Genomic DNA, 26,343 nt, shown 5'->3' on the forward strand with positions numbered 1-26,343 from the left:
CTGCCGAACACCGCTGCCGCTGTCAAAAGCCCCGCGACCGAAGGCCGTCCCGGCCTGCAGCAACATTGCGCAACAGATGCAGGTAACGCCCGCTTCGCCGGCTGTCTGAGGCCAACTCAGCTGCTGACAAAAGGCCGATCCTTTACCGCCTCGGCAAAGGCGCGTGACAACGCTGCCGTGGTCACGCCGATCATCAACGCGCCGTTGAGCGCCTCCAGCGGTCCGAGCAGCTGATGTTTGGCTGACATGACAATATCGCCATAACCCAAGGTCGCGAAATTGACCGCCGAGTGATAGATCGCCAGCCCCAGGGTGTCGAACTCGCCCAACCCGTAGAAAAGCATTGCCCAGGCGATCAATTGGCAGACGTTGCCGATAATCAGAATAAACATTAAACCGACGGTTACCCGCATGGCAGATAGAAACGCCGAGTGAACCTGATCCTGGCGGCGGGCGAAATAGCGCAATGCCGCGATCACCAGAACGCCCTGCAACAACAGACAGACGGCCATCATGGATAGGCCCATCACAAAGTTCATCAACATTAGCCAACTCCCGATAGATCAGTCTTGCGGCGCTTGAACAACTGCCCGGAGCGCCAGGTTTCCAATAGGGCAACCGCGAGACTGGCGTAAAGCGCCACCGCCATAAACAACGCCATGCGCACGGCAAATGCCTGATAAACATCCTTGCCGTTGGCGCTGTCCTGCACCGCAGCGCCCAGCAGGATGATCATGGTGGTCAATGTGCCGATCCAGAACGATGCCTTGAAGCGCGTGCGCACGACGCCGTAGGCACCGCTCGCCAACCCAAGGCAGAACAGCAACATCCACGCGGCAAAAAACCAAAGCTCGACTGCCAGGCTCAGACACACCCAGACGGCTATAGCCAGTATGCCGCCCAGCAGCGTCGAGCCAATGATTTCACTGTTGGCATCACGCAGATTAAGCTGAGTAGCTTCCCGCCCGAGCAGGATGCTCTTCACGGTCAGTGGCAAATAGGCTGCGGGGTTGGTCAGCGTCAGCAGGAAAGCCGGTAGCACGATCAAGGTGGCGCGTAACGAGAGCCAGCCGCTCTCTGTCGGCGTCGGCCCGGCAGCCACGGGAGCGCGAGCATCGTCCTCAGGAAAGAACGGATACACCAGCCACTGGCAGAGCACCGCCAATACAACCCCCAGCACCAGCGAAGCAATCAGGGCACTGGCCAGTGCCTGACTGACGCTGCTCGCAGCAGGTATGACGGTGAACCCGAAGGCCAGCAGCGTCGCCGGCGCCACCTTGCCGCCAGCAATCGCCAGCCGGTTGCTGAAAAACAGCCCGCAGGCAATGATAAGCAGCGCCGGTACCGGAGCGCTCTGCAGCAATGGACCCAATAAAATACCTATACCCAGGCTGAACATCACCGCGACCACCAGCACCAACAACTTCTTGGGTCCTGGGGGTGGGGCGGGAGCGGCGCTGAGTATCACGGCCAGCAGCGGTACGATAAACGGAATCGCCAAGCCCATACCGTAACCTAGCGCCACTGCAAGACTGGTGGTAAAGGCCAACCGAAAGGTACGGCGGGCAGCTAATGGCATAGGCGCGCGCGAAACCATCAGAAAGCGTACGTCAGGTAGCTCAGCAGACGCAGGTAGGCCTTGCCGAGCAGGCTCAGCACAGCATGCCCCTCGACATAGGCCATGACCGACGCCTGGCCACCCACCCGCAACTGGCGCAACAATGCCGGCGTGATGGGCTGATCAAACTCTACCTGGACCGGAAACCGCTGCGCCTGGCGCAGCCAGTCGCGGTTGTTCTGCACACTGGGCAAGGCGCCCGGAGGCGGTGCAGAACCCGCACTGATACCCACCCCGATGTTGCGGATACGCCCTGAAAAAACCTGCCCTGGCAGCGAGTCCAAGACAATTTCAACCGCCGTACCGGGCGTCAGGTGCCCGAGGTTATTCTCGGTAAACTCGGCATTGATCCAGACATCCTGAACCGCCACCAGTGTCATGACCGGGTTACCGGCCGCGGCAAACTGACCAATATCCGCGCGCATGTCGGTGATCACCCCATCGCTTTGCGCTAGAACCGTGGTGTTATCCAGATCCAGTTGCGCCTTGTCGACACCGGCCTGGGCCGTGAGCAGCAGTGCGTTGTCATCCTCGGACACACCGCCCTTCTGCTCAATCGCCCGCTCTATATCAGCCTTGGCAGCCGCAACCTGCGCACGCGCCTGCGCCAGGGTGGCTTGTGATACCTCAAGCCGGCGCTGCGAAATGGTACCCGGGTCATCCTCGCGCAGACGCTTGAGCCGCGTGTAGTCCTGCTCGGCCTTCAATTGCCCGGCTTGGGCAGCTTGCAGATTGGCCCTGGCCACGGTCACTCCGGCGTCACCGGCGCCGACCTGGTTGCGGGTACTGCTGAGATCGGCGTTGGCGCGCCCCAGAGCAATCTCATACTGCGACCGGTCGACGGCAAACAGCTTCTGGCCTTCGCTAACGCGCTCGTTGTTAGCCACCCAGACATCCGTCAACACACCACTGACCTTGGGCGCCACGCCCACTACGTAACCCTGCACTCGCGCCTGGGAGGTATAGGGCGTGAAGCGATCTGCCAGTAAATGCCAGACCAGCATTACAACAATCAGCAGCAAGATACCCACGCCTCCCCGCGCCACGGATTTCTGTGCCGAGGGCAACTCACTAGCGGTCGCTACTGGCGTGGCATCCGCGCTGGTCGGCTGGCTTTCATTCTGTTCTGCTGTACTCATTGCACGCTTCCTGGCTCTGGTGGGGGCGCCAATGGCGCGTCAAGCAGATCCCCCCAATCGGTGCGCTCGCGCATCTGTTCGCGCAGGGTATCGGGGATCACACTGTTGATATCGGCCTGTTGCCAACCACCGCCCAGCGCCTGATACAGACTGATGATGGCAGCGATATGATCGCCCCGGTTAACGATGGCCCGATCCGATTGCGCAAAGGTCGAAGCCTGGGCGTCCAACACTCGCTGGAACTCGGAATACCCCTCCTGGTAGCGCCGCGAGGCAATCGCCAGGGAACGCTCGGCCGCTGTCAGAGATTGATCCAGAATCGCCTGGCTGGTCCTGGTTTGCGCGATCCTGTTGGCGGCGTCCTCAATCTGCCGAGCAGCGTTCAGTACCGTGCTGCGATAGGCCTCCAGAGCCTGCTGCAGGCGCGCGTCCTGCACCCGCACATTGTTTTTCAGGCGACCATAGTTGAACAGATTCCAACTCAGCGCAGGCCCCACTGCCAGACTGGTAACGTTGTTGGCCGTGCCCAGGCTGTTACCCGACCAGCCCAGCGAACCAAACAGCGATATGGCCGGATACAGATCAGCTTCTGCCACGCCGATCTGTGCTGACTGGGCAGCGGCGGTCCAGGCTGCCGTGCGCACATCCGGGCGTCGCAACAACAAATTGGCAGGGACATCCTGCAACCCGGTCACCGGCATCTCCGGTAGCGTGCTGTCGACACCGCTTAGCTCCGGCACATCGTTGGGCGCGCGCCCCAACAGAGCACTCAAGGCATTGCGCTGCTGCTGCAATGCCAGGCGCAAACCGGGGATGGTCGCCTGGGTGGCCAGGTATTGGGATTTGGCCTGCTGCAGGTCGAGTTCGGAATCCTGCCCCTCGTTAAACAGGCGCTCGGTAATATCGAAGCTGCGCTTTTGCAGCGCAACGTTGTTTTCCGCGATCTCGATGCGCTGCAAGGTGGTCTTGTAGCCGTAGTACAGCGTGGCCACCTGGGCGGCGAGTAACACCTGTACATCCTGCTGATTGGTTAGCGAAGCAAAATAGGCTGCGTCGGCGCTTTCCAGGCCGCGCCGAAAGCGCCCCCAGAAATCCAGCTCCCAGCCCAGATCGAAAGAAATATCGCCGGTTTCAACACTTTGACTACTACCACCGCTGCGCTGCTGTACATAAGCTCCGGTCGCATTCAGCTGCTGTACTTGCGGATAGTTCAGACCCGCGGCGATCCCCTGCAGCGCGCGGCTCTCCAGAATACGGAGGCCGGCGACCCGCAGACCCGGATTTTCCTCCCTTGCCTTGCGCATCAGATCACTCAGCACCGGGTCATTGAAGCGAGTCCACCAAACCTCCAGCGGCGCGGCGCGGCGGTCAGCGCCTGCCTGGCCTTGCATATCCGGCTGCCAGGTCGCCACCCAGTCCGGCTCCGGCTCCTTAAATTCCGGCCCTAGCGGAGCGCAGGCGGTGACTGCCACCGTAGCCAGCACCAATGCGCCGCGCAGCAGGTCATACCGACGATGACACTTCACTCGAGCGGAGAGTCCTTGCCTGTTGCTGGCTCACTCTCGTACACCCAGGCAACAAACACCTGATAACCCACCGCCAGAATGACCGCGCCCACGAACAGGCCTACCAGGCCACTGGTGACCATTCCGCCTAGCGCGCCCAATAGAATGACTGGCATTGGAACGGCCAAACCACGGCCTAACAACAAGGGTTTTAAAACGTTGTCGACCAGTCCGGCTGCCAGCAGATAAACACTGAGCACAATGTTGGCAACCACCCCCCCATCACCCGCCATCCACAACCAGGCTATTGCCGGGATCACAAAGATGGCTGCAGGTAACTGCATTATGCCCAACACCAGCACACCCAGCGCCAGCAAGCCGGCCGCCGGAATGCCGGCGATCAAGAAACCAACGCCGAGCAATACCGACTGGATAAAGGCCACACCCACCACACCCACGGCCACCGAACGGATAGTGGCGACCGACAAGGCGTGCAGTTCCGGGCCCACCTGCGGCCCACAAATACGGCTGAAAATGCGTCGTGTGCTATCTGCGCCGGGCTGCGCATACGCCAGCATGATGCCGCCCACGATGAAGGCCGCGAGAAAACTCAACATGGTTTTGACCGCGCCACCCAGCGCCGCCACTGCGCGACGGGAGAATTCACGTAACTGTTCTTCGTGTTGCGAGGCAAACAGCATGGCGTTGTCCGAGGCAGCGCGCCAGGTAGCATCCACCCGCTCGCCAACGAGCGGCCAGTTGGCCACGTTTGGGCCCGGGCCACGAATGGTCAAGGTGCCGTTCTGCAGAGCTTGGTAACTGCTCATTGCGTGATCAACCAGCGACAGGGTCAACAGCACAGTGGGCACGCCCAATACCAGCAAAATACAGAGCACCAGTAGCGTCGCTGCCCGACCGCTACGCCCGCCCATGCGCTTGACCAGCTTAGCGTTCAGGGGATAAAGCGACACAGCCAGTATCACCGCCCATGCCATCAGACCAAGAAAAGGCGAAAAAACCCGCATGGCCAGATAGACCAGAAACGCGATCACACCCAAGCGAATGGCAATATCGATTATCGGCGTAGTAGGCGCGGGGTTACCCGGTTTGAGTTCGTCCATCGGCTTTCGAATCCTTTTCCATGGGCCACGGCCAGTTACGCTGGCCAGCTGAAGTCATACTTGAGCAAGTTACGACTATTTGCTTCAGCGCCAAGCAATGCCAGCGACCTTAAATATAGACCACTTCCAAAAGGTGGGATGGGCAATTCGGCGCAAATGTTCAGCCTTGTGTGATCGCTATTCGCCCTTTCGGTGGGCGCATGCTTATGACCGTAAAAGCTCCATCCGGAGACGTCCTAGACTAAAGTACGATGCCGCTCGGTCGTCGGCAGTGCGGCACCTGCGAAGGGTCAAGATCAGGCCTTCTACCCGCAACGTCCGGCCCAGCCACATGACGTTTTGATGACGGTAATACTATCGTCGTAAGGCCGCTTCACTGATCGCATGCTTTATTGAGTGCGCGCCATCGCAGCGCACCGACTCACATCAGGAGAACAACAATGAAGCATGTGAAACCCCACGCCCTGGCTGGGGCTGTCGCCCTGGCACTGGGCGCCACCACGGCCGGGCAAGTCCAGGCCAGCGGCTTTGCCGACGATGCCAGCGCCAACCTGCAGCTACGCAACTTCTATTTCAACCGAGACTTCCGCGACCCGGGAGCCCAGTCCAAGGCAGAGGAATGGGCACAGGGCTTTATCTTCAAGGCAGAATCCGGCTTTACCGAGGGGTTTATCGGGTTTGGCCTGGATGTGTACGCTGGCCTGGGCGTAAAGCTCGACTCAGCCGATGAACGCGCAGGCAGCGGTCTGCTACCCAACAGCTTTGGCGATGAAGGCCCAGGCAGCTACAGCGAAGCGACGGCCGCCGCAAAAGTGCGCCTGTCGCAGAGCGTGCTGAAAGTCGGCGGGCTGATGCCCAAGCTGCCGATCGCCTCATCCGGCGACCTGCGCCTGCTGCCGCAGGAGTTCACTGGCGCCAGTCTGGCGGTCAACGAAATCGACAACCTTGACCTGCAAGCGGGTCAATTGCGTGAAGTGAACTACCGTAATAGCACCAACTCCGAGGATATTCGCGCCACTGTGGGCGGCAGTGCTGACCGCTTCAACTATCTGGGGGGCAGCTACGCCTTCAACAGTGACAATACCAAGATTGGACTCTGGGGCGCCGAGTTGGATGACGTCTACGAGCAGACGCTGATCAACCTGATACACAATCAACCCGTAGGTGATTGGGTGCTCGGTGCCAATCTGGCCTACTTTGATACCGGTGATGCCGGCAGCCAGCCGCTGGATATCGATCACAAGATGAAGTCCCTGATGCTTTCGGCGGCCACCGGCGCGCATACCTTCCGCCTGGGTTATCAGCACAGTGATGGCGACACCGCCTTCCCCTATCTCGCCGAGACCGATCCTTACATCGCCAACTACGTGCAGATACTGGATTTCACCCGGGCAGATGAAAAGTCCTGGCAGGCGCGCTACGACATCAACTTCGCGACGCTCGGCGTACCCGGACTGAGCGCCTTTACCCGCTACGTGCAAGGTGACAACTTTACAGTCGGCACTAGCGAGGGCAGCGAATGGGAACGTGACATCGACATCAGCTATACCCTGCAAAGCGAGCCGCTGAAAAACCTGTCGGTGCGCTGGCGCAACGCCATGGTGCGCTCCAACGCTACCCGCGATATCGACGAGAACCGCTTGATCCTGAACTATTCGTTCGCGCTCAAATAGGCTGCTCCCGACCGACTTCAAGCCCCCCTCTGCACCAGAAGCCGGTCGTGCTTTGCGGTGACCCTGGTCACCGCATTTTTTTGCTTTACCTGCAGGTCAACTCTTGCCGTCTGCCGAACCCGCCAGCACGATCGCCGCCCATTAAAAAACGCGCCGAAGCGCGTTTTTTTACAGCAAGACAACTCGTCAGAAACGTTCAATCTCGGCGTCAGTGCGCAATTGCTCCTGCGCAGCGCTGAAATCCTGCTGACCAGACTGACCGGCGATGAACTGCTGATACTGTGAACCGGCACCGTCCTCCGCCTGCACATCCTCTGCGGTCGCTACGCCACGTAGCGCCACCAACCAGTACCCACCAGCGGGCTGCTTGATACGCGCAAACACCGGTTGCTCTGCGGTCGGCTTGGGCAAGCCAAACACGTTACGCAACAGGGGCGTGGGGATTTCGCTGGAAGAGCGCCCTACCGCTTCATATTGTTGCCATTCGGCTTCCTGCTGCTCGGCAACCGCTTCGACGGACAGGTCACCCGACCTCAGGCTGGCGATGAATTGATCGGCCTGCTCCGCCGCAGCCTGCTCGGCCTTGTCGTAGGCGATCAGCTCACTGATCTCCTGCTTGACGTCGTCCAGCGGGCGCTGCTCCGGTTTCATATGCTGTTTTACCCGCACCACCGCCACAGTATCGGCATCCAGCTCGATCAACTCACTGTTGTAGCCGTTCTTCAGCACGTCGTCACTGAAGGCAGCATTCATCACCTTGGGATTGCTCGCCAGACCTTCACCACCCAAACGCTCTACCGGGCCGAGGGTTTCGATCTTCAGGTCAAGTGCCGCGGCCGGCTCAGCCAGGTCAGACGCTTCGTGTGCCAGATTCGCCAACTCCTGCGACGCATCAACAAACTCGCGTTCGACCTGCTCCGACTTCAACTCCTGTACCAACTGTTCGCGCATTGATTCCAGCGTGGGGACTTCTGGCGCCTTGAGGTCGGTCAGTTTGATCAGGTGATAACCGTAGCTGGTACGCAACGGAGCAGACACTTCGCCCTGTTGCAGAGCAAAGAGCGCGTCATCGAAGGATTGATCAAAACTCCCTTTGATCACATAGCCCAGATCACCGCCCTCACGCGCACTGCCGCTATCGTCGGAGACGTCAGCAGCAACTGCGGCAAAGTCCTCGCCTGCGCTGATGCGCTCGGCGGCGGCCTCGATACGCGCCTTGGCGTCGGCGTCATCCGCCTCGTCAGGCACTTCGACCAGGATATGCGATGCGCGGCGTTGTTCTGCCAGATTGCCGATCTCACGCTGGTACAGCTCGTTCACGGCGTCTTCGCTAACATCAACCCGGTCAAAGAAGTCAGCCCGCGACAGCGTCAGCGTATCCAGTACTACCTGCTCAGGCGTCATGAACTGCTGCGCGTTACTGGCGTAGTATTGTTCGATTTCCTCATCCGACACAGCCACGCTGGAAGCGTCACCCACCGGCACATCGATCACCGAAAAATCACGCGTCTGGTTTTCCAGGTCAGCCAGTTGCTTGCGCTCGGCAGGCGTGGCGAAGGCCGTTGCTTCATAGCCGTTGCGGTACTGAGTGATCAGCAACTGCTGACGCACCAGATCACGGAACGCCAAACGTGAGGGCATGCCCATATTGCGGATGACGATATCGAAACGGTCGCTGTCGAACTTGCCGTCAACCTGGAAGTCCGGCGTAGACAGAATCAATTGATCGATCATCTGGTCGGACACATCAAAGCCAGCTTCTTCAGCGCCCTGGATCAATACCGCCCGCTCAATCAGACCATCCAGCACACTGGTGCGCAGGAAGCGCTCATCAATCATGCTGGGATCAAAGTTGTTGTTGCCCATCTGCTGCAATTGCTGAATCAATTGACGGCGTTGCAAGGCGACGGCCTGTTCCAGCTCCAGCTTGGAGACCACTTCTCCGTTTACCTCAGCAGCCTTCTCAGCGTCGCTGGAGAAACGACTGATCGACTCCCAGCCCGTCAACGCGAAAATCAGCACAATGACGCCGACGATCACCTTAGCGACCCAGCTTTGCGCATTGTCCCTCATGTTTTGCAGCATCATGCCCCCGAATTCTGTTTAACCTGTGCGCTCAGCATCAGGTCTTTGCCGCTCAAACCTTGAGTGGCCTTTCTCGCTTTCCAACAAAAAAGGCGCATCCGGTAGATGCGCCTTTCTGGTAACTGACGGAGTCATCTGTGTGACGTTATCGGCCTGATGGCCTGTGCGTCCTGATGACCCCGTAGCATGCCTTGGCCCTGGGGAGTCGGCATGTCACATCAGATCAGGGACGCAATTAGTTCACAGCGTCCTTGAGTGCCTTACCTGCTTTGAAACCAGGAATCTTGGCAGCGCTGATTTCAATCGGCTGACCAGTCTGCGGGTTACGGCCGGTGCGTGCAGCACGCTCCTTAACAGCGAATGTACCAAATCCTACCAATACAACCGAATCACCATCCTTCAGCGCACCAGTAACGGACTCAATGACGGCGTCCAGAGCACGACCGGCAGCAGCTTTAGGAATATCGGCGGATGCGGCGATAGCATCAATCAGTTCAGACTTGTTCACTCTAAGTCCCCTTATTTAATTCAATGAATTGTTAGTCATTATGTAAGCTTGTGGTCTTAGCAAAGCTGTGGCCAGTCAGCATACCTGCTTAGGTCGAAGCACGCTTTATAGCAAGCGGTCAAAAACCGTGTCAAGGAATGCCTGAGGTAATCCGGGACCGGTTAGCAAAACGCTTTCACACTGGACGCGCTTCACTCACCGGACCCTAATCGCCTCAGTGAGTACTGATGCGTCCTTTCTCATCAGTCTCGCGATTGTCATCCTTTGCAACCATCTCTTCAACCCCTTCTTTCAAGGGCTCCGGCATGTATTGCAGCGCAATCTGCAACACCTCGTCAATCCATTTCACAGGTTTGACGTCAATATCCTGTTTGATCCGGTCAGGAATTTCCTTCAGATCACGCACGTTGTCGTGCGGGATGATGACGGTTTTGATCCCGCCACGGTGTGCCGCCAGCAGCTTCTCTTTCAGGCCGCCAATCGGCAATACCTGGCCACGCAGGGTGATCTCACCGGTCATGGCGACATCGGCTCGCACCGGAATTTTGGTCAGCGATGACACCAGTGCAGTACACATGCCAATACCCGCACTGGGGCCATCCTTGGGCGTCGCGCCTTCCGGCACGTGAATGTGTATGTCATTGTTTTCATGGAAGTCTGCCTTGATCCCAAGGCTGGCTGCACGACTGCGAACCACGGTCAGCGCGGCGCTGATCGACTCCTGCATGACATCACCCAGCGAGCCGGTCTTGATCTGCCGTCCCTTGCCTGGCACCACTACAGCTTCCAGGCTCAGCAACTCGCCGCCAACCTGGGTCCAGGCCAGTCCGGTTACCTGCCCTACCTGGTCGGCCTCTTCCGCCAGACCGTACTTGAACTTGCGTACTCCCAGGTAATGCTCAAGCATGGTTTCATCCAGGGCCACGGGCTTGGGCTTTCGCTCCCCAGCCTGCTCCTTCACCACCTTGCGGCAGACTTTGGCGATCTGACGCTCCAGCCCGCGCACACCGGCTTCGCGGGTGTAATAACGCACCAGGTCCCGCAGCGACGCTTCACTGAAGGTCAGCTCATCCTTTTTCAAGCCGTTATTCTTGACCTGCTTGGGCACCAGATAACGCTGCGCGATGTTGATTTTCTCGTCTTCGGTGTAACCCGGAATACGGATGATTTCCATGCGATCGAGCAGCGGTGCCGGAATGTTCATCGAGTTGGAGGTACAGATGAACATCACATCCGAGAGATCGTAATCCACCTCCAGGTAGTGATCGTTGAAGGCGTGATTCTGCTCTGGGTCAAGAACCTCAAGCAGCGCGGAAGACGGATCGCCGCGCATGTCCTGCCCCATCTTGTCGATCTCATCGAGCAGAAACAGCGGGTTCTTGACGCCGGCCTTGGTCATTTTCTGAATCAATTTACCGGGCAACGAGCCAATGTAGGTGCGCCGATGACCGCGGATTTCTGCCTCATCACGTACGCCGCCCAGCGCCATACGCACAAACTCGCGATTGGTTGCTCTCGCAAGGGATTCACCCAGCGAGGTCTTGCCCACACCGGGAGGCCCAACCAGACAGAGCACAGGGCCCTTCAGCTTGCGCACACGCTTCTGTACGGCAAGGTACTCAAGGATACGCTCCTTGACCTCCTCCAGGCCGTAGTGGTCTGCCTCAAGCACTTTCTCGGCACGTTGAATGTCATGACGCACCTTGCTGGATTTCTTCCAGGGCACGGCAGTCAACCAGTCGATATAGGAGCGCACTACAGTCGCTTCTGCGGACATCGGCGACATCATTTTCAGTTTGTTGAACTCGGCATTGGCTTTGCTCAGCGCCTCTTCCGATAAGCCCGCGTCATCGATCTTCTTGCGCAGGTCGTCAAACTCGCTGTGCCCTTCATCCAGGTTACCCATTTCCTTCTGGATGGCTTTCATCTGTTCGTTCAGATAGTACTCGCGCTGGCTGCGCTCCATCTGCTTCTTGACCCGACCGCGGATGCGCTTCTCGACCTGCAGCAGATCAATTTCGCCATCCAGCACACCCAGCACATGCTCTACCCTCTCACGCAGCGGCAGAATCTCGAGAATCGCCTGCTTCTCTTCCAGCTTCAACGACAGGTGCGCCGCCATGGTATCGACCAAACGGCCCGGCTGATCAATGCTGGAGAGCGATGAGACCACCTCGGAGGGGACTTTCTTGCCTAACTGCACAAACTGCTCGAACTGGCTCATCAAGCTGCGGGTGAGAACTTCCGCCTCACGCTCGTCGAGCTCGCTTTCGCTTAGCAGCTCCACCTCGGCACTCTGGTAACCCTCAACCTCGTCGAGGGAGTCGATGCGTGCGCGCTGCTCACCCTCCACCAGCACCTTGACGGTGCCGTCAGGCAACTTCAGTAACTGCAGGATGGTGGCGACGGTGCCCATGTCGTAAAGCCCGTCGCGCGCAGGATCATCCTCAGCCGGGTCGCACTGGGCTATCAGCAATACCTGCTTGCCGCCTGACATTGCCTGCTCGAGCGCCTGAATGGATTTGTCACGCCCGACAAACAGCGGGATGACCATATGGGGATACACCACCACATCGCGTAATGGCAGTAGCGGGAATTCGCTAAGAGTCGTCATGGCTGAGGCTCACTCGCTGAGGGGCGCTTGCGTAACACTGCGCCGGAAGAAAAAAAGTCCATGAATTCAAGATGGGGGCTGGGAAACGAAAAAACAAGCGGAAAGACGGTAATAATATTGCCGCATTTTGCCTGCAGCAAAAACGACTGCGCCGCCAAAGTGGCGGCGCAATCAACAGCTTGCAGATCAATCCTCAGGCATTGCCTTCGGTGGCTGCTCCGGCGTTTCGTAAATCAGCAATGGTTTGGCTTCACCACTGATCACGTTTTCGTCGATTACCACCTTACTGACATGCTCGGCTGACGGAATCTCATACATGGTTTCCAGCAGCACACTTTCCAAGATCGAGCGCAAACCACGGGCACCGGTCTTGCGCTCCAGCGCACGGGACGAAATCGCCTTGAGTGCGTCGGTGCGGAACTCCAGCTCTACCCCTTCCATGTCGAACAGACGCGCATATTGTTTGGTCAGCGCATTCTTCGGCTCGGTCAGAATCTGGATCAAGGCTTCTTCATCCAGTTCGTTAAGAGTCGCAATAACCGGTAGACGACCAACAAATTCCGGAATCAGGCCGAACCGCACCAGATCATCCGGCTCGACGTCCTTCAAGGTGTCACCTACCTTCTTGCCGCCGTCCTTGCTGCGCACGGTGGCGTTGAAGCCAATGCCGCTGCGCTCGGAACGGTCACGGATAACCTTCTCAAGCCCAGCAAAAGCGCCGCCACAGATGAACAGGATATTGCGCGTATCCACCTGCAGAAATTCCTGCTGCGGATGCTTGCGACCACCCTGCGGCGGTACCGAGGCAACGGTACCCTCGATCAATTTCAACAGCGCCTGCTGCACGCCCTCACCCGATACGTCGCGGGTAATTGAGGGGTTGTCCGACTTGCGCGAGATTTTGTCGATCTCGTCGATATAGACAATACCCATCTGGGCCTTCTCTACATCGTAGTCGCACTTCTGCAGCAACTTCTGAATAATGTTTTCTACGTCTTCACCTACATAACCCGCTTCAGTAAGCGTGGTTGCGTCGGCGATGGTAAAAGGCACATTGAGCAGGCGTGCCAGGGTTTCTGCAAGAAGAGTCTTGCCCGAACCGGTAGGGCCGATCAGCAGGATGTTGCTCTTGCCCAGCTCGACTTCATCTTTACCCTGACGCTGATTCAACCGTTTGTAGTGGTTGTACACCGCCACAGACAACACTTTCTTGGCGCGCTGCTGACCAATGACGTACTGATCCAGAATGGAACAGATTTCCACCGGCGTCGGCAGCTTCTGATTGCTGTTCTCAGCCTGACTTTCCTGAACTTCTTCGCGAATGATGTCGTTGCACAGATCAACGCACTCATCGCAGATAAACACGGAGGGGCCGGCAATCAGCTTGCGCACTTCATGCTGGCTCTTGCCGCAGAAGGAGCAATACAGCAGCTTGCCGTTGTCGTCACCCTTCCCAGTCATATCGGTCATCGAAAACCCCTACTCTTGAATCGCTCTTGAATATAAAGATGGGGGCAATGTGCCCACATTGCAAGTGCGACCCGATCAACATGCACCAGACAAACCCCACTGCTGACCACGCGCTTGCGCGTGGTCAGCAGCATCATCAGCTGATTCGGGGGTTGTTGGCGTGAAACAAATAGTTACTCAGCGCTTGGACGCGATTCGAGCATCTGGTCGATCAGACCGTACTCTACCGCCTCGGAGCCACTCATGAAGCGGTCACGATCGGTATCACGCTCAATCACATCAAGCGGCTGCCCCGTGTGGTCAGCCAGCACCTTGTTCAGACGCTCACGGATGAACAGGATCTCGCGCGCATGAATCTCGATATCCGAGGCTTGACCCTGAAAGCCGCCCAGCGGCTGGTGGATCATCATCCGCGCATGCGGCAGGCAATAGCGTTTGCCCGGCGCACCGCCAGCCAGCAACAGAGCACCCATGCTGCAAGCCTGGCCAATACACAAAGTGCTGACGTTGGGCTTGATGAACTGCATGGTGTCGTAGATCGCCATGCCCGCGGTGACAGAGCCGCCAGGCGAGTTGATATACAGGTGAATATCCTTGTCCGGGTTCTCCGACTCAAGGAACAGCAGCTGCGCGACAACCAGATTGGCCATGTAGTCTTCTACCTGACCCACCAGGAAGATGACCCGCTCTTTCAACAGCCGGGAATAGATGTCGTAGGAGCGCTCACCACGGGCGGATTGTTCGATAACCATTGGTACCAGACCGCCGGCGGCCTGCACGTCCGGTGGAAACTGCGTAAAGCTGTTATGGGTCATGGATTCCTGTCACTCCAAATATGCATGTCGCGAAAACACGAGAGCCAGCCCGAAGGCTGGCTCTAGTTAGCGAAAAACGGCAACGAGATTACTCGTCTGCGCTGTTCTCTTCCGCTTCGCCGGCTTCAACCTGTGCAGGCTGCGCAGGCTTAACGGCTTCCTCGTAAGCTACCTTCTTGTCGGTAACCTGCGCCTTCTGCAGCACAGTATCCACCACTTGTTCTTCCAGCACAACCGACTGGATCTCGCCCAGCTGTTGCTCATTCTGGTAGTACCAGTTGATTACCTGCTCAGGCTCCTGATAGGCAGCAGCGAGCTCTTCGATCATGGCGCGAACGCGATCGTTGTCGGGCTTGATATCGTTCTGCTTGACCACTTCAGCGACAACCAGACCCAGGCTGACGCGACGCTTGGCCTGCTCTTCGAACAACTCAGCCGGCAGCTGGCTAGCCTGGATGTTGGCACCACCAAACTGCTGCACAGCTTGCTCGCGCAGACGGTCGATTTCGTTGGCAACCAGCGCCTTGGGCACGTCAACGGTGTTGATTTCCAGCAAACCGTCCATGACCTGAGCCTTGACCTTGGTCTTGATCGCTTGCTTCAGCTCACGCTCCATGTTCTTGCGAACTTCAGCGCGGAAACCTTCGATACCACCCTCGGTAACGCCAAACTGGGCGAAGAACTCCTCGTCCAGCGCTGGCAGTGCAGGTTCTGCCACGGCTTGCACGGTTACGTCGAACTCGGCAGCCTTACCGGCCAGATCCAGGTTCTGGTAATCTTCGGGGAAGGTCACGTTCAGGGTCAGGTTGTCACCCGCCTTGGCGCCAACCAGGCCTTCTTCAAAGCCGGGAATCATGCGACCAGAGCCCAGTACGATGTTGCTGCCATTGGCAGTACCACCCTGGAACGCTTCGCCATCAACCTTACCGACGAAGTCGATGGTCAGTTGGTCGTCATTCTGCGCCGCGCGCTCAACAGCCTCAAAGCGGGTGTTCTGCTTGCGCAGGGTTTCCAGCATGGTATCCAGGTCGGCGTCGGTCACTTCGGACTCAAGGCGCTCAACACTGATGCTACCGAAATCAGCCAGGGCGACTTCAGGGTAAACTTCAAAAGTGGCGATGTATTCGAAGTCCTTGCCCTCTTCCATGCTCTTGGGCTCAACACTCGGCGCACCGGCCGGGTTCAGCTTTTCCTGCATGATGGCTTCATAAAAGGAAGACTGGATCACTTCACCGATCACTTCCTGATGAGCAGAAGCACCGAAGCGCTTGCGGATGACGCTCATCGGCACCTTACCAGGACGGAAACCATCTACACGGGCGCGCTGCGCGGTCTGCTGCAGACGCTTTTTGACCTCGTTTTCAATACGATCGGCAGGAATGCCAACGGTCATGCGGCGCTCGAGGCCGGAGGTGGTTTCAACCGAAACTTGCATGGAGAGTCCTCGTTGAACGATCAAATTAAATTAGTGATTTAGTAAAAGCCGGGTAGTCTAATCGCTTAAGCAATAGAAGTCATCACCAGCTTGGCAGGCGAGCAATAACCTGATTCTTATCCAACATGATGGGCCTGCAAAAGCTCTTCGAACTCGAGGATAGGCATCGGCCGAATGGGGTTCTACCCCGTTACTGCGGACATTTCTGAAAAGAGGCGCAATGTGCCGAAGGAGTGTTCATGACCAAACGCAGAAAATACAGCCCCGAATTCAAGCGCGAAGCCATCGCGCTATCTCGCCAACCAGGCACAAGCTGCCGACAGGTAGCTTTGGAAATAGGCGTTAATCCCAACATGTTGACCCGATGGGTACGTGAAGCGAATGAAGAGCCGAGCAAGGCCTTCAAGGGCTCTGGGGCGGCCCGTGATGAGGAGCTTGCCAACCTGAAGCGGGAACTGGCGCAGGTAAAAAAGGAGCGCGATTTTTTGCGCGAAGCGGCAGTGTTCTTTGCAAAGGAGTCGTCCTGAGGTATCAGGCGATTCAGCACTGTCGCGACCAGTTCCCCATACGCCTTATGTGTCGCTGTCTGAGGGTTTCTGCCAGCGGCTATTACGCCTGGGTATCTCGACCGCTCTCCAGCAGAGCAAAGGCTAACCAGCGTCTGCTGAGGCGGATCAGAGAGATTCATGATGACAGTGGCGGAATGCTTGGGTCGCCCCGTATGCACGAAGACTTAGCTGCTGAAGGCGTTGCAGCCAGCCTGAATCGGGTTGCAAGGCTAATGGCTAAGCACGGCATTCAGGGTTGGCCCCGCAGGAAGCGAGGACGTCTCGGACGTGCATCGAATCGGCCACAAGGTATTCGAAATCACCTTGAACGGGATTTCTCCGCATTGGAACCTGATACCAAATGGGTCACTGACATTACGGAGATCTCCACCCAGGAAGGAAAGCTATTTCTCTGCGTGGTTCTGGATCTGTTCAGCAAGCTGATCGTCGGCTGGTCTATGCACCACCGGCAGGATCGACAGATGGTAATTAGAGCCGTGCAAATGGCTGTGTGGCAACGTCAGGGCGAAACACCTGTGATATTGCATTCTGACCGCGGCAGCCAGTTCACCAGCGGCGATTACCAGCGTTATCTTGGCAGTAACCATTTGGTTAGCAGTATGAGCGTGGTTGGCCATTGCGGAGACAACGCAGCCTGTGAAGGGTTCTTCGGCATGCTGAAACGTGAGCGAGTACACCATCGGCGTTACCGAACGCAGGACGAGGCAAGAGCTGATCTGTTTGAATACATCGAGCGGCTCCATAACCCCAGGATGCGACGTAGAGTTGCTGCTCAGGATCGGAAGCTCACAGCCGTTTTATAACCGTCCGTGGAAACGGGGTAGAACCCATGGAATAAATAGCCTTGAAAAACCTTACACCCTTTATCGAGCAACCAGTCGAGCTCGGCGACCGTTTCCACCCCTTCGGCAATACATAGCAGATCCAGCTGGCTAGCTAATTTGAGGATCACCTCAACGATGGCAGCGTCTCGCGCGGAAAGCGTTATATCTCGCACAAAGCTCTGATCAATTTTGAGCTTATCAATAGGCATTTTTTTCAAATAACCCAGAGAACAGTACCCGGTGCCGAAATCACCCAGGGAGAGCCTTACGCCCATTTCGCGCAACTCGAAGAATACCTGCTGCGCATGCACCAGATTATCGATAAGAGCGCCTTCAGTAATTTCCAGCTCGATCCTGTCTGGCGTAAGGTCTTAACTTGCAAGGGGCTCTACCCCGTTACTGTAAAATCAAGGTGCGCTGGCAAAGGACAGATCAAATACCACGTAAAAACAAAAAAACAGGTGACCAGCAACGTTTCTATGAAGTCAGCCGCACGAACTCGCTCAGCGAGTCAGCTAGTCACCCACCCGCACTCCGACAAAAACCAGCGAAATCGCGGCTAGAAGGATTAGCATGCACGCAACCAACTACAGGGAAAGTACGTAATGAGATGGATAAGGTTCAAACCGTTTTTCGCAAGTGTTGGAGTCATGGGTTACGCCATTTTCGGGGCTTGGACCGGAAAACTGTTCGTCATACTCCCCAGCAGAACCCCTGGTGGCTTAGATATAGAAGGCGAAAACATAATTTGGGGTTTTGTCTTTTATTGCTGTATCTCAGCTGCCTTCTTGGTTTACAGCTTTCCATCCACAAAGCCGGGGAAACGCCTAATCAGCATAAGCTCCGACGAGGAAGGCATAGCACGGGCGTTTGGCGGCTTTTATAAACGAGCCCACCACCAGCTTGCACTAGGACTTGTTGTCATCGGCGCAGCGATCATGTTCGCCGGACTTTTTTATGCCGCGCATTGATGATGCTGTACTCTGCCAGCAAGGAATACACTTGCAAGCCCGCCCCGCTAGCAGTAATACGTCAATTGAAGCAAAAAAGCCGCCTGAAGAGGGCGGCTTTTGCTGACGCATTCCGATACACGTAAACCAAAGAAAAGATGGTGCGGACGGGGAGACTCGAACTCCCACACCTCGCGGCGCCAGAACCTAAATCTGGTGTGTCTACCAATTTCACCACGTCCGCATAACGCTGGAACAAAAATGCCAGACCGCAAGCCTGGCATTTTCGAAGAATAATGGGGTGGACGATGGGGATCGAACCCACGACAACAGGAGTCACAATCCTGTGCTCTACCAACTGAGCTACGCCCACCACTACTCACTTCAACACTCCACACCTTCGCGCAATGGCGCACCCGGCAGGACTCGAACCTGCGACCATCCGCTTAGAAGGCGGATGCTCTATCCAGCTGAGCTACGGGCGCCTGTTGCACACACTAGATGATGAAGCATCATCGGCATGTCCGACTGACCTTTTGTGACGATCATTCGGTGGAGCCTGGTCGCCTTCCAAACCGGTATCGCTGTGTTTGTGAAGCGGGGCGAATAATACTGAGCGCACTGCCCCACGTCAACGCCGGAGACTGATTTTTTTAATCAGAAGAGGAGCTTAACGCTAATCGACGGCGCAATTGCGCAGCCGCTGCCGGGCATTTGCGGCAATTGCACGACGGATTCGTGATCGCCCTTTTGCCTGCAGCCCCCGCCGTGCGACAATGCCGCCAATTTTATCTGCGTCAGGAACCCCATGAACGCCCAGCTCATTGATGGCAAGCAGATTGCTGCCAACCTCCGTAAGGACATCGCCGCCAAAGTAGCCGAACGCCAAGACCGCGGTCTGCGCCTGCCAGGCCTGGCCGTGATTCTGGTCGGCAGTGACCCGGCCTCCCAGGTCTACGTTTCCCACAAGCGCAAGGACTGCGAGGAAGTCGGCTTTATCTCGCGCTCGCACGACCTGCCCGCCAGCACCCAGCAGAATGAGTTGCTGGACTTGATCGACGCGCTGAACGACGACCCGGAGATTGACGGCATCCTGGTACAGCTGCCGCTGCCCGCGCACCTCGAAGCATCACAACTGCTGGAGCGTATTCGCCCCGACAAGGATGTGGATGGCTTTCACCCCTATAACATCGGCCGCCTGGCCCAGCGCATGCCGTTGCTGCGTCCATGCACCCCGATGGGCATCATCCGTCTGCTGAACAGCACTGGTGTTGACCTGTACGGCCTGGACGCCACCGTGGTCGGCGCTTCAAACATCGTGGGCCGTCCGATGGCGTTGGAGCTGCTGCTGGCTGGTTGCACCACCACCGTTACCCACCGCTTCACCAAGAGTCTGGAAGATCATGTGCGCCGCTCGGATTTGGTGGTGGTCGCCGCTGGCAAGCCAGGACTGGTGAAAGGTGAGTGGATCAAACCCGGCGCCATAGTGGTCGACGTGGGTATCAACCGCATGGAGGACGGCCGCCTGGTCGGCGATGTGGAATTTGCTGCAGCTGCCGAGCGAGCGAGCTGGATCACACCGGTGCCCGGTGGCGTTGGCCCGATGACCCGCGCCTGCCTGCTTGAGAACACCCTGCACGCCTGTGCCCATCTGCACGACTGATTTGCAACCTCGCAAGCTGAAACGCCCAGCCAGAGTGCTGGGCGTTTTGCGTTAGAGGTTACCGGTCTTGCCGCCATCGACCGGCAGATTGATTCCGGTGATGTACGCCGCCGCAGGCGATGCCAGAAACCCCACCGCATTGGCAAACTCCTGCGGCTCGGCAAAACGCTGCACCGGGATGCTCGCCGCCATTGCCTGGGTGACCTGCTCCACCGTCTTGCCGCTGCTCTTAGCGCTATGCTCAATCAGGCTATCGAGGCGCGGGGTGCGCGTCAGGCCAGGCAACACGTTATTGACGGTAATGCCGTCTGCCGCCAGCTCTCCGGCCAGCGTCTTGGCCCAGTTACCCATAGCTGCGCGCACCGTGTTGGAGACACCCAGATTGGGGATCACCTGCTTAACCGAGGTAGACAGCACATTCAGGATGCGCCCGTAGCCCGCCGCGCGCATGCCCGGTAACAGTAGCTGTAACAGCACCTGCGCGCTGACCATGTGCTGCATAAAGGCATCGGCGTAGGCTTGCGGGTCAGCCGTATTGGCCGGGCCCGGTGCCGGGCCGCCGGTGTTATTAACCCATATGTGCAGATCACCTCCCTGCTCCAGCTCGTAACCCACCACCTCGGAGAGAGTGGCGCGATCATGCGCGTCTACCGCGAGAAAACCGTGCTCCTGGCCATGCTCTGCTGGCAGGCGCGAACACAGCGCCTGGAGCTTGTCAGCCGAGCGCGCCAGCAGCACCACCTCCGCGCCCTGCTGCGCCAGTTGTAGCGCACAAGCCTCACCCAACCCCTGACTGGCGCCGCATACCAGCGCCCGCTTGCCTGACAGATCCAGATTCATGACGAATTCCCTATCGAATGAGAAATAAAAAACCAGACTAGCACGCCGCACATACCGCGCCAGCTGGCGCTGCTGCATGAACGATGAGCTATTCACCGCGTGCATCAGACTTGGCCAGGCACGACCCATAACCGACAAAAACAACCCGGCGCTCAGCCGGGTTGTGATGAAGAGAACGGGCCGTTTAGAAGGTATCAGCCGGCACCCGCACCCAGCCTTCCATCAAAATACGCGCACTGCGGCTCATGATGGCCTTGGTCACCTGCCAGTCACCCGCCACCTGTTGCGCTTCAGCGCCCACCCGCAGCGCTCCTGAGGGGTGACCAAAGGTCACCGCCGTGCGCTCGCCACCACCTGCGGCCAGATTCACCAAAGTGCCCGGAATGGCGGCCGCAGTGCCAATCGCCACCGCGCAAGTGCCCATCATGGCGTGATGCAGCTTGCCCATCGACAGCGCGCGTACCAGCAGGTCGACGTCGCTCGCATTGACTTCTTTACCGCTGGACGCCTTGTAGCTCTTGGGCGGCGAGACGAAGGCGATCTTGGGCGTATGCTGCCGCTTGATGGCGTCTTCTGGCGTGCTGATCAACCCCATACGCAGCGCACCGGCAATGCGAATCTGCTCGAAACGAGCAAGCTGCACCGGATCACTATTGATGTCTTCGCGCAGCTCGGTGCCCTGATAGCCGATATCCTCGGCATTGACGAACACAGTCGGAATACCCGCAGTGATCATGGTGGCCTTGAAGTTACCAATACCCGGGACGTCCAACTCGTCGACCAAGTTGCCGGTGGGGAACATCGAGCCACCCTCCTCACCCTCGTCGGAGGGATCAAGAAACTCCAGCACGATTTCTGCCGCAGGAAAGGTCACACCGTCCAATTCGAAATCACCGGTTTCCTGTACCTGCCCATTGCTGATCGGCACGTGGGCGATGATGGTTTTCTGAATATTGGCCTGCCAGATACGTACGGCACAAACGCCATTTTCCGGAATGCGCGACTGGTCTACCAACCCGGCATGGATGGCAAAGGCACCTGCACCGGTCGAAAGATTGCCGCAATTGCCACTCCAGTCGACAAAGGCGCTGTCGATGGAGACCTGACCATACAGATAATCGACGTCGTGATCCGGCTGGCTGCTGGCCGACAGAATCACGCACTTGCTGGTGCTGGAGGTGGCGCCGCCCATGCCATCAATATGCGCGCTATAGGGGTCGGGGCTGCCAATGATGCGCATAAAGAGCTTATCGCGGGCCGCGCCTGGAACCTGACAGGGTTCGGGCAGGTCTTGCAGGCGGAAGAAGACGCCTTTGCTGGTGCCGCCGCGCAGGTAGGTGGCGGGAATGCGGATTTGGGGGGCATTGGACATGCTGTTTGCTCCTGGCGCTTTTTACAGGCGGCGCGATGACAACTCATGCCGCTCGTGTGTTGTTCAATATCGGTTTCGCCTTTATGGCGAGTCGGGGGAAATGCTTGTCCATTTCCCCCAACACCCCCTAGGACACCCCAACTACGCGGCCCTGCGGGTTCGCTGCGTTGCTCGATCCATCGGGCGCACCTGGAAACTCGCTTCGCTCAAACAGTCCAGGCACCTTAATCCCGATGGCTCTGCGCTACTCGCCCGCGTAGACGGGGACTTGAGGTCCGTGCATAACATTTGAGCTCTTTGCTCGTTTACCTAGAACCAAACCTGGAATTTAAAAAAGCCCCGGCTTGGGCCGGGGCTTTCGATTACACCGCTTCGGCCAACAGGTCCTTGGCGAATTTTTGCAGAATGCCACCGCTGGAGTAGACCGAGAGTTCTTCGGCGGTATCCAGGCGGCAGAGGACCGGCACGCGGGTGACCTTGCCGTTCTGGTGGGTGATCACCAGGGTCAGCGGGGTGCGCGGTGCCGGGGTGCCTTCCACGTCGAAGAGCTCGGTACCGGTCAGCCCCAGGGTCTTGCGCGTGGTGCCTTCCTCGAACTGCAGCGGCATTACGCCCATGCCGATGAGGTTGGTGCGGTGAATGCGCTCGAAGCCTTCGGCAACAATTACCTCTACCCCTGCCAGCGCAACGCCCTTGGCTGCCCAGTCACGGGATGAGCCCTGGCCGTAGTCGGCGCCGGCAATAATGATCAGCGGTTGCTTGCGCTCCATGTAGGTTTCAATCGCTTCCCACATGCGCATCACTTGGCCTTCCGGCTCGACCCGCGCCAGCGAGCCCTGGATCGGCTTGCCCAACTCGTCAGTGACCATCTCGTTCCACAGCTTGGGATTGGCCAGGGTGGCGCGCTGCGCTGTCAGGTGGTCGCCGCGGTGAGTGGCGTAGGAGTTGAAGTCCTCTTCCGGCAGGCCCATTTTATGCAAATACTCACCGGCGGCGCTATCCAGCAAAATGGCGTTGGAAGGCGACAGGTGATCGGTGGTGATGTTATCCGGCAGGATCGCCAGCGGCCGCATGCCCTTCATCGCGCGCTGACCGGCCATATTGCCCTCCCAGTAAGGCGGACGGCGAATGTAGGTGCTTTGCGGGCGCCAGTCATACAGCGGTGGCGTCTTTGCCTCGGTCTCGCGAGTGATGTCGAACATCGGGATGTAGACCTCGCGGAACTGCGAGGGCTTGACCGCTGATTTGACGATAGCGTCGATCTCTTCATCCGCCGGCCAGATATCTTTCAGGGTAATCGGATTGCCTTGCTGGTCGTGGCCCAACACATCCTTTTCGATATCAAACCGAATGGTGCCGGCAATCGCGTAGGCCACTACCAACGGCGGCGAAGCCAGAAAGGCCTGCTTGGCGTAGGGGTGAATGCGACCGTCAAAATTGCGGTTACCCGAGAGCACTGCTGTGGCATACAGGTCACGCTCGATCACTTCCTGCTGAATCACCGGGTCCAGCGCACCGGACATGCCGTTACAGGTAGTGCAGGCAAAGGCGACCACATCAAAACCCAGCTGCTGCAACTCGGGCAGCAATCCAGATTCTTCCAGATACATTTTCACGGTCTTGGAACCCGGCGCCAGTGAGCTCTTGACCCAGGGCTTGCGGATCAGACCCAGGCGGTTGGCGTTGCGCGCCAGCAACCCCGCGCCAATGATGTTGCGCGGGTTGGAGGTATTGGTGCAACTGGTGATGGCCGCGATGATCACCGCACCATCGGGCATCAAGCCCTCTTCGTTTTCCCACTGGCGCGCGATGCCGCGATTGCCCAACTCGGAGACCGGCAGCAAGGCATGCGGGTTGGAGGGGCCGGCCATGTTGCGGGTAACCGTGGACAGGTCAAACCGCAGGACCCGCTCGTAATCCACCTCTTGCAGGGTATCTGCCCAGAAACCGGCTTCCTTGGCGTACTGCTCGACCAGAGCGACCTGCTCGTCTTCACGGCCAGTCAGCTTGAGGTATTCAATGGTCTGCTCGTCAATAAAGAACATGCCCGCACTGGCGCCATATTCAGGCGTCATGTTGGCGATGGTGGCGCGATCGCCCAGCGACAGGCTGTTGGCGCCAGCACCGAAGAACTCCAGGTAGGCACCCACGACGCGCTCGCGGCGCAAAAACTCGGTGAGCGCCAGCACCAGATCGGTACCGGTAATACCGGGCTTGAGCTTGCCAGTCAGCTCTACGCCGACGATGTCGGGCAGGCGCATCATGGACGGATTGCCCAGCATCACGTTCTCGGCCTCCAGCCCGCCCACGCCCACGGAAATCACGCCCAGCGCGTCCACCATGGGCGTATGGCTGTCAGTGCCCACACAGGTGTCGGGGAAAGCCACACCGTCACGTACCTGCACCACCGGCGACATCTTTTCCAGGTTGATCTGGTGCATGATGCCGTTGCCCGGCGGAATCACATCCACGTTATCAAACGCGGTCTTAGTCCAGTTGATGAAATGAAAGCGATCTTCGTTGCGGCGATCCTCTACCGCACGGTTTTTCTCGAAGGCGTTTTCCTCAAAACCGGGGTGCTCCACGGCCAGCGAGTGGTCAACGATCAACTGGGTCGGCACTACCGGATTAACCTTGCTCGGATCGCCGCCCTGCTCGGCAATAATGTCGCGCAGCCCGGCCAGATCAACCAGTGCGGTCTGCCCCAGGATGTCGTGACAGACCACGCGGGCCGGATACCAGGGAAAGTCCAGCGTGCGCTGACGATCGATCAGTTGCTTGAGTGACGCCGTCAGATCTTCCGGCGCGCAGCGGCGTACCAGTTGCTCGGCCAGCACGCGCGAGGTGTAGGGCAGTTTTGCCCAGGCGTCTTGTTTGATCGAGTCAACCGCTTCGCGAGTATCGAAGTAGTCCAGCGCCGTACCCGGCAGTGGCTTGCGGTATTGGCTGTTCATTACTTGCGATCCTTGAGCGGCACAAAGGCCACGTCTTCAGGGCCTACATAATTGGCGCTGGGGCGAATGATCTTGCCGTCAATGCGCTGCTCGATAACGTGACTGGACCAGCCGGCGGTGCGCGCAATCACAAACAGCGGCGTGAACATCGCCGTGGGAACACCCATCATGTGATAGCTCACGGCGCTGAACCAGTCGAGATTGGGGAACATTTTCTTGATTTCCCACATCACGCTTTCCAGGCGCTCGGCGATGTCGTACATCTTGGTGTTGCTCTGCTCTGCCGAGAGCTCACGTGCCACATCCTTGATCACCTTGTTGCGCGGATCAGAGACGGTGTAGACCGGGTGGCCAAAGCCGATGACCACTTCCTTCTTCACGACGCGGGCTCGGATATCGGCTTCGGCCTCATCCGGGGTGTCGTAGCGTTTCTGAATCTCGAAAGCGACCTCGTTGGCGCCGCCATGCTTGGGCCCGCGCAATGCGCCAATGCCGCCAGCAATGCACGAGTGCATATCCGAACCCGTGCCGGCGATCACCCGACTGGTAAAGGTGGAGGCATTGAATTCGTGCTCCGCGTACAAAATCAGACTGGTGTGCATCGCACGCACCCAGGATTCGCGCGGCGCCTCACCGTGCAGCAGATGCAGGAAATGACCACCAATCGAGTCGTCATCGGTTTCCACATCAATACGCTTGCCGTTGTGGCTGAAGTGATACCAGTACAGCAGCATGGAACCGAAAGACGCCATCAGCTTGTCGGCAATGTCGCGGGCGCCGGGATGATTGTGATCATCCTTCTCGGGTGACACACAGCCCAGCACAGAGACGCCGGTGCGCATGACATCCATCGGATGCGCCGATGGCGGCAGCTGCTCCAGTGACGCCTTGAGTGCGGCGGGCAGACCGCGCAATGCGCGCAATTTTGCCTTATAGGAGGCCAGCTCCGCAGCGGTCGGCAACTTGCCGTGCACCAGCAGATGGGCGATCTCTTCAAACTCGCAGGTGTTGGCGATATCCAGAATATCGTAGCCGCGGTAGTGCAGGTCGTTGCCGCTGCGGCCTACGGTGCACAGTGCGGTATTGCCGGCGGCGGTGCCGCTCAGGGCAACAGATTTTTTTGGCTTGAAGGTCGGATTCGGATTCTCGGGGGTGGCGCTCATTATCAGGTCTCCTCTCGGATCATTC

20 protein-coding genes and 3 tRNA genes are annotated in these 26,343 nt (G+C 58.1%); 4 read left to right on the forward strand and 19 right to left on the reverse strand.

All coding sequences use genetic code 11. The annotated features are described in order from the left end of the window. Positions 1 to 116 precede the first annotated feature (116 nt). The 5 genes from BLU26_RS04295 to BLU26_RS04315 are packed head-to-tail and all read right to left on the reverse strand — an operon-like array spanning position 117 to position 5,383. Positions 117 to 545, reverse strand: coding sequence for an ion channel (locus tag BLU26_RS04295; RefSeq protein WP_092284184.1), 429 nt, complete (start codon positions 543 to 545; stop codon positions 117 to 119). Then, the gene (locus BLU26_RS04300) at positions 545 to 1,579 is read right to left on the reverse strand and encodes a DUF2955 domain-containing protein (protein WP_092284186.1); all 1,035 of its coding nucleotides are present in this window, start codon (positions 1,577 to 1,579) and stop codon (positions 545 to 547) included. Before BLU26_RS04300 ends, BLU26_RS04295 begins: the two co-directional genes overlap by 1 nt. A 17-nt stretch (positions 1,580 to 1,596) precedes the next feature. Beyond that, entirely contained in the window at positions 1,597 to 2,757 is a 1,161-nt protein-coding gene (locus BLU26_RS04305) for an HlyD family secretion protein (RefSeq protein ID WP_092284188.1), read from the reverse strand. Beyond that, complete coding sequence (locus tag BLU26_RS04310) at positions 2,754 to 4,283, reverse strand: efflux transporter outer membrane subunit (protein WP_197674531.1); 1,530 nt, start codon at positions 4,281 to 4,283, stop codon at positions 2,754 to 2,756. Before BLU26_RS04310 ends, BLU26_RS04305 begins: the two co-directional genes overlap by 4 nt. Then, a complete protein-coding gene (locus tag BLU26_RS04315; RefSeq protein ID WP_092284190.1) occupies positions 4,280 to 5,383 on the reverse strand; it encodes an AI-2E family transporter in 1,104 nt (367 codons plus the stop codon). Before BLU26_RS04315 ends, BLU26_RS04310 begins: the two co-directional genes overlap by 4 nt. A gap of 440 nt (positions 5,384 to 5,823) precedes the next feature. Between BLU26_RS04315 and BLU26_RS04320 the strand changes: the two genes are divergently transcribed. After that, positions 5,824 to 7,056, forward strand: coding sequence for an OprD family porin (locus BLU26_RS04320; RefSeq protein WP_092284192.1), 1,233 nt, complete (start codon positions 5,824 to 5,826; stop codon positions 7,054 to 7,056). A 186-nt stretch (positions 7,057 to 7,242) separates the two neighbouring features. Here BLU26_RS04320 and BLU26_RS04325 read toward each other — a convergent pair whose 3' ends face one another. The 6 genes from BLU26_RS04325 to tig all read right to left on the reverse strand — a co-directional run bounded on the left by BLU26_RS04325 (position 7,243) and on the right by tig (position 15,983). Beyond that, a complete protein-coding gene (locus tag BLU26_RS04325) occupies positions 7,243 to 9,144 on the reverse strand; it encodes a SurA N-terminal domain-containing protein (RefSeq protein WP_231702002.1) in 1,902 nt (633 codons plus the stop codon). Between the two features lie 232 nt (positions 9,145 to 9,376). Further along, entirely contained in the window at positions 9,377 to 9,649 is a 273-nt protein-coding gene (hupB, locus tag BLU26_RS04330) for a nucleoid-associated protein HU-beta (protein WP_092284196.1), read from the reverse strand. 214 nt (positions 9,650 to 9,863) lie between these two features. After that, on the reverse strand, positions 9,864 to 12,263 hold the full coding sequence (gene lon / locus BLU26_RS04335; RefSeq protein ID WP_092284198.1) for an endopeptidase La: 2,400 nt from the start codon (positions 12,261 to 12,263) through the stop codon (positions 9,864 to 9,866). Positions 12,264 to 12,449: 186 nt separating this feature from the next. Next, entirely contained in the window at positions 12,450 to 13,733 is a 1,284-nt protein-coding gene (clpX, locus tag BLU26_RS04340) for an ATP-dependent Clp protease ATP-binding subunit ClpX (RefSeq protein ID WP_092284200.1), read from the reverse strand. 173 nt (positions 13,734 to 13,906) lie between these two features. Then, a complete protein-coding gene (gene clpP / locus BLU26_RS04345; RefSeq protein ID WP_092284202.1) occupies positions 13,907 to 14,548 on the reverse strand; it encodes an ATP-dependent Clp endopeptidase proteolytic subunit ClpP in 642 nt (213 codons plus the stop codon). 88 nt (positions 14,549 to 14,636) lie between these two features. Continuing rightward, positions 14,637 to 15,983 carry a trigger factor gene (gene tig, locus BLU26_RS04350; RefSeq protein WP_092284203.1) on the reverse strand — a complete coding sequence of 449 codons (1,347 nt, stop codon included), beginning with the start codon at positions 15,981 to 15,983 and terminating at the stop codon, positions 14,637 to 14,639. Between the two features lie 239 nt (positions 15,984 to 16,222). On the opposite strand from tig, the gene BLU26_RS04355 reads away from it, so the two are divergent. Continuing rightward, positions 16,223 to 17,355 (forward strand): IS3 family transposase gene (locus tag BLU26_RS04355; RefSeq protein WP_092284205.1). Its coding sequence is split into 2 segments (ribosomal slippage): positions 16,223 to 16,463 and positions 16,463 to 17,355, totalling 1,134 coding nucleotides; the frame shifts between segments, so codons are not numbered across the junction. On the opposite strand, the gene BLU26_RS04360 is transcribed toward BLU26_RS04355, so the two are convergent. After that, positions 17,325 to 17,687 (reverse strand): EAL domain-containing protein, encoded by a 363-nt coding sequence (locus tag BLU26_RS04360; RefSeq protein ID WP_231702003.1) that lies wholly within the window; start codon positions 17,685 to 17,687, stop codon positions 17,325 to 17,327. The two genes, BLU26_RS04355 and BLU26_RS04360, sit on opposite strands and share 31 nt — an antisense overlap. A gap of 339 nt (positions 17,688 to 18,026) precedes the next feature. Between BLU26_RS04360 and BLU26_RS04365 the strand changes: the two genes are divergently transcribed. After that, positions 18,027 to 18,347 (forward strand): hypothetical protein, encoded by a 321-nt coding sequence (locus BLU26_RS04365; RefSeq protein ID WP_157719299.1) that lies wholly within the window; start codon positions 18,027 to 18,029, stop codon positions 18,345 to 18,347. 138 nt (positions 18,348 to 18,485) lie between these two features. On the opposite strand, the gene BLU26_RS04370 is transcribed toward BLU26_RS04365, so the two are convergent. The 3 genes from BLU26_RS04370 to BLU26_RS04380 all read right to left on the reverse strand — a co-directional run bounded on the left by BLU26_RS04370 (position 18,486) and on the right by BLU26_RS04380 (position 18,811). Continuing rightward, positions 18,486 to 18,570, reverse strand: a tRNA-Leu gene (locus tag BLU26_RS04370). Positions 18,571 to 18,623: 53 nt separating this feature from the next. After that, positions 18,624 to 18,699: transfer RNA gene (locus tag BLU26_RS04375), tRNA-His, on the reverse strand. Between the two features lie 35 nt (positions 18,700 to 18,734). Beyond that, a tRNA-Arg gene (locus BLU26_RS04380) sits at positions 18,735 to 18,811 on the reverse strand. A 323-nt stretch (positions 18,812 to 19,134) separates the two neighbouring features. Between BLU26_RS04380 and folD the strand changes: the two genes are divergently transcribed. Then, entirely contained in the window at positions 19,135 to 19,989 is an 855-nt protein-coding gene (folD, locus tag BLU26_RS04385) for a bifunctional methylenetetrahydrofolate dehydrogenase/methenyltetrahydrofolate cyclohydrolase FolD (RefSeq protein ID WP_092284211.1), read from the forward strand. A 51-nt stretch (positions 19,990 to 20,040) separates the two neighbouring features. Here folD and BLU26_RS04390 read toward each other — a convergent pair whose 3' ends face one another. From BLU26_RS04390 to prpC, 4 genes are all read right to left on the reverse strand, one after another. Then, complete coding sequence (locus tag BLU26_RS04390) at positions 20,041 to 20,829, reverse strand: SDR family oxidoreductase (protein ID WP_092284213.1); 789 nt, start codon at positions 20,827 to 20,829, stop codon at positions 20,041 to 20,043. A 184-nt stretch (positions 20,830 to 21,013) separates the two neighbouring features. Next, positions 21,014 to 22,201: a 2-methylaconitate cis-trans isomerase PrpF gene (prpF, locus tag BLU26_RS04395; protein WP_092284215.1), complete on the reverse strand. Its 1,188-nt coding sequence runs from the start codon at positions 22,199 to 22,201 to the stop codon at positions 21,014 to 21,016. Positions 22,202 to 22,563: 362 nt separating this feature from the next. Beyond that, positions 22,564 to 25,155 (reverse strand): Fe/S-dependent 2-methylisocitrate dehydratase AcnD, encoded by a 2,592-nt coding sequence (gene acnD, locus BLU26_RS04400; protein WP_092284217.1) that lies wholly within the window; start codon positions 25,153 to 25,155, stop codon positions 22,564 to 22,566. Continuing rightward, complete coding sequence (gene prpC, locus BLU26_RS04405; RefSeq protein WP_092284219.1) at positions 25,155 to 26,318, reverse strand: bifunctional 2-methylcitrate synthase/citrate synthase; 1,164 nt, start codon at positions 26,316 to 26,318, stop codon at positions 25,155 to 25,157. Before prpC ends, acnD begins: the two co-directional genes overlap by 1 nt. Between the last annotated feature and the right edge of the window lie 25 nt (positions 26,319 to 26,343).

The sequence above is a fragment of the Halopseudomonas sabulinigri genome (genome assembly GCF_900105255.1).
Taxonomy (GTDB): domain Bacteria; phylum Pseudomonadota; class Gammaproteobacteria; order Pseudomonadales; family Pseudomonadaceae; genus Halopseudomonas; species Halopseudomonas sabulinigri.

Coding starts and splice junctions, on each gene's coding strand:
- BLU26_RS04295 (WP_092284184.1), bottom strand. CDS start 545: ATGTTGATGAACTTTGTGATGGGCCTATCCATGATGGCCGTCTGTCTG.
- BLU26_RS04300 (WP_092284186.1), bottom strand. CDS start 1,579: ATGCCATTAGCTGCCCGCCGTACCTTTCGGTTGGCCTTTACCACCAGT.
- BLU26_RS04305 (WP_092284188.1), bottom strand. CDS start 2,757: ATGAGTACAGCAGAACAGAATGAAAGCCAGCCGACCAGCGCGGATGCC.
- BLU26_RS04315 (WP_092284190.1), bottom strand. CDS start 5,383: ATGGACGAACTCAAACCGGGTAACCCCGCGCCTACTACGCCGATAATC.
- BLU26_RS04320 (WP_092284192.1), top strand. CDS start 5,824: ATGAAGCATGTGAAACCCCACGCCCTGGCTGGGGCTGTCGCCCTGGCA.
- BLU26_RS04325 (WP_231702002.1), bottom strand. CDS start 9,144: ATGATGCTGCAAAACATGAGGGACAATGCGCAAAGCTGGGTCGCTAAG.
- lon (WP_092284198.1), bottom strand. CDS start 12,263: ATGACGACTCTTAGCGAATTCCCGCTACTGCCATTACGCGATGTGGTG.
- clpX (WP_092284200.1), bottom strand. CDS start 13,733: ATGACCGATATGACTGGGAAGGGTGACGACAACGGCAAGCTGCTGTAT.
- clpP (WP_092284202.1), bottom strand. CDS start 14,548: ATGACCCATAACAGCTTTACGCAGTTTCCACCGGACGTGCAGGCCGCC.
- tig (WP_092284203.1), bottom strand. CDS start 15,983: ATGCAAGTTTCGGTTGAAACCACCTCCGGCCTCGAGCGCCGCATGACC.
- BLU26_RS04365 (WP_157719299.1), top strand. CDS start 18,027: ATGGGTTACGCCATTTTCGGGGCTTGGACCGGAAAACTGTTCGTCATA.
- folD (WP_092284211.1), top strand. CDS start 19,135: ATGAACGCCCAGCTCATTGATGGCAAGCAGATTGCTGCCAACCTCCGT.
- BLU26_RS04390 (WP_092284213.1), bottom strand. CDS start 20,829: ATGAATCTGGATCTGTCAGGCAAGCGGGCGCTGGTATGCGGCGCCAGT.
- prpF (WP_092284215.1), bottom strand. CDS start 22,201: ATGTCCAATGCCCCCCAAATCCGCATTCCCGCCACCTACCTGCGCGGC.
- acnD (WP_092284217.1), bottom strand. CDS start 25,155: ATGAACAGCCAATACCGCAAGCCACTGCCGGGTACGGCGCTGGACTAC.
- prpC (WP_092284219.1), bottom strand. CDS start 26,318: ATGAGCGCCACCCCCGAGAATCCGAATCCGACCTTCAAGCCAAAAAAA.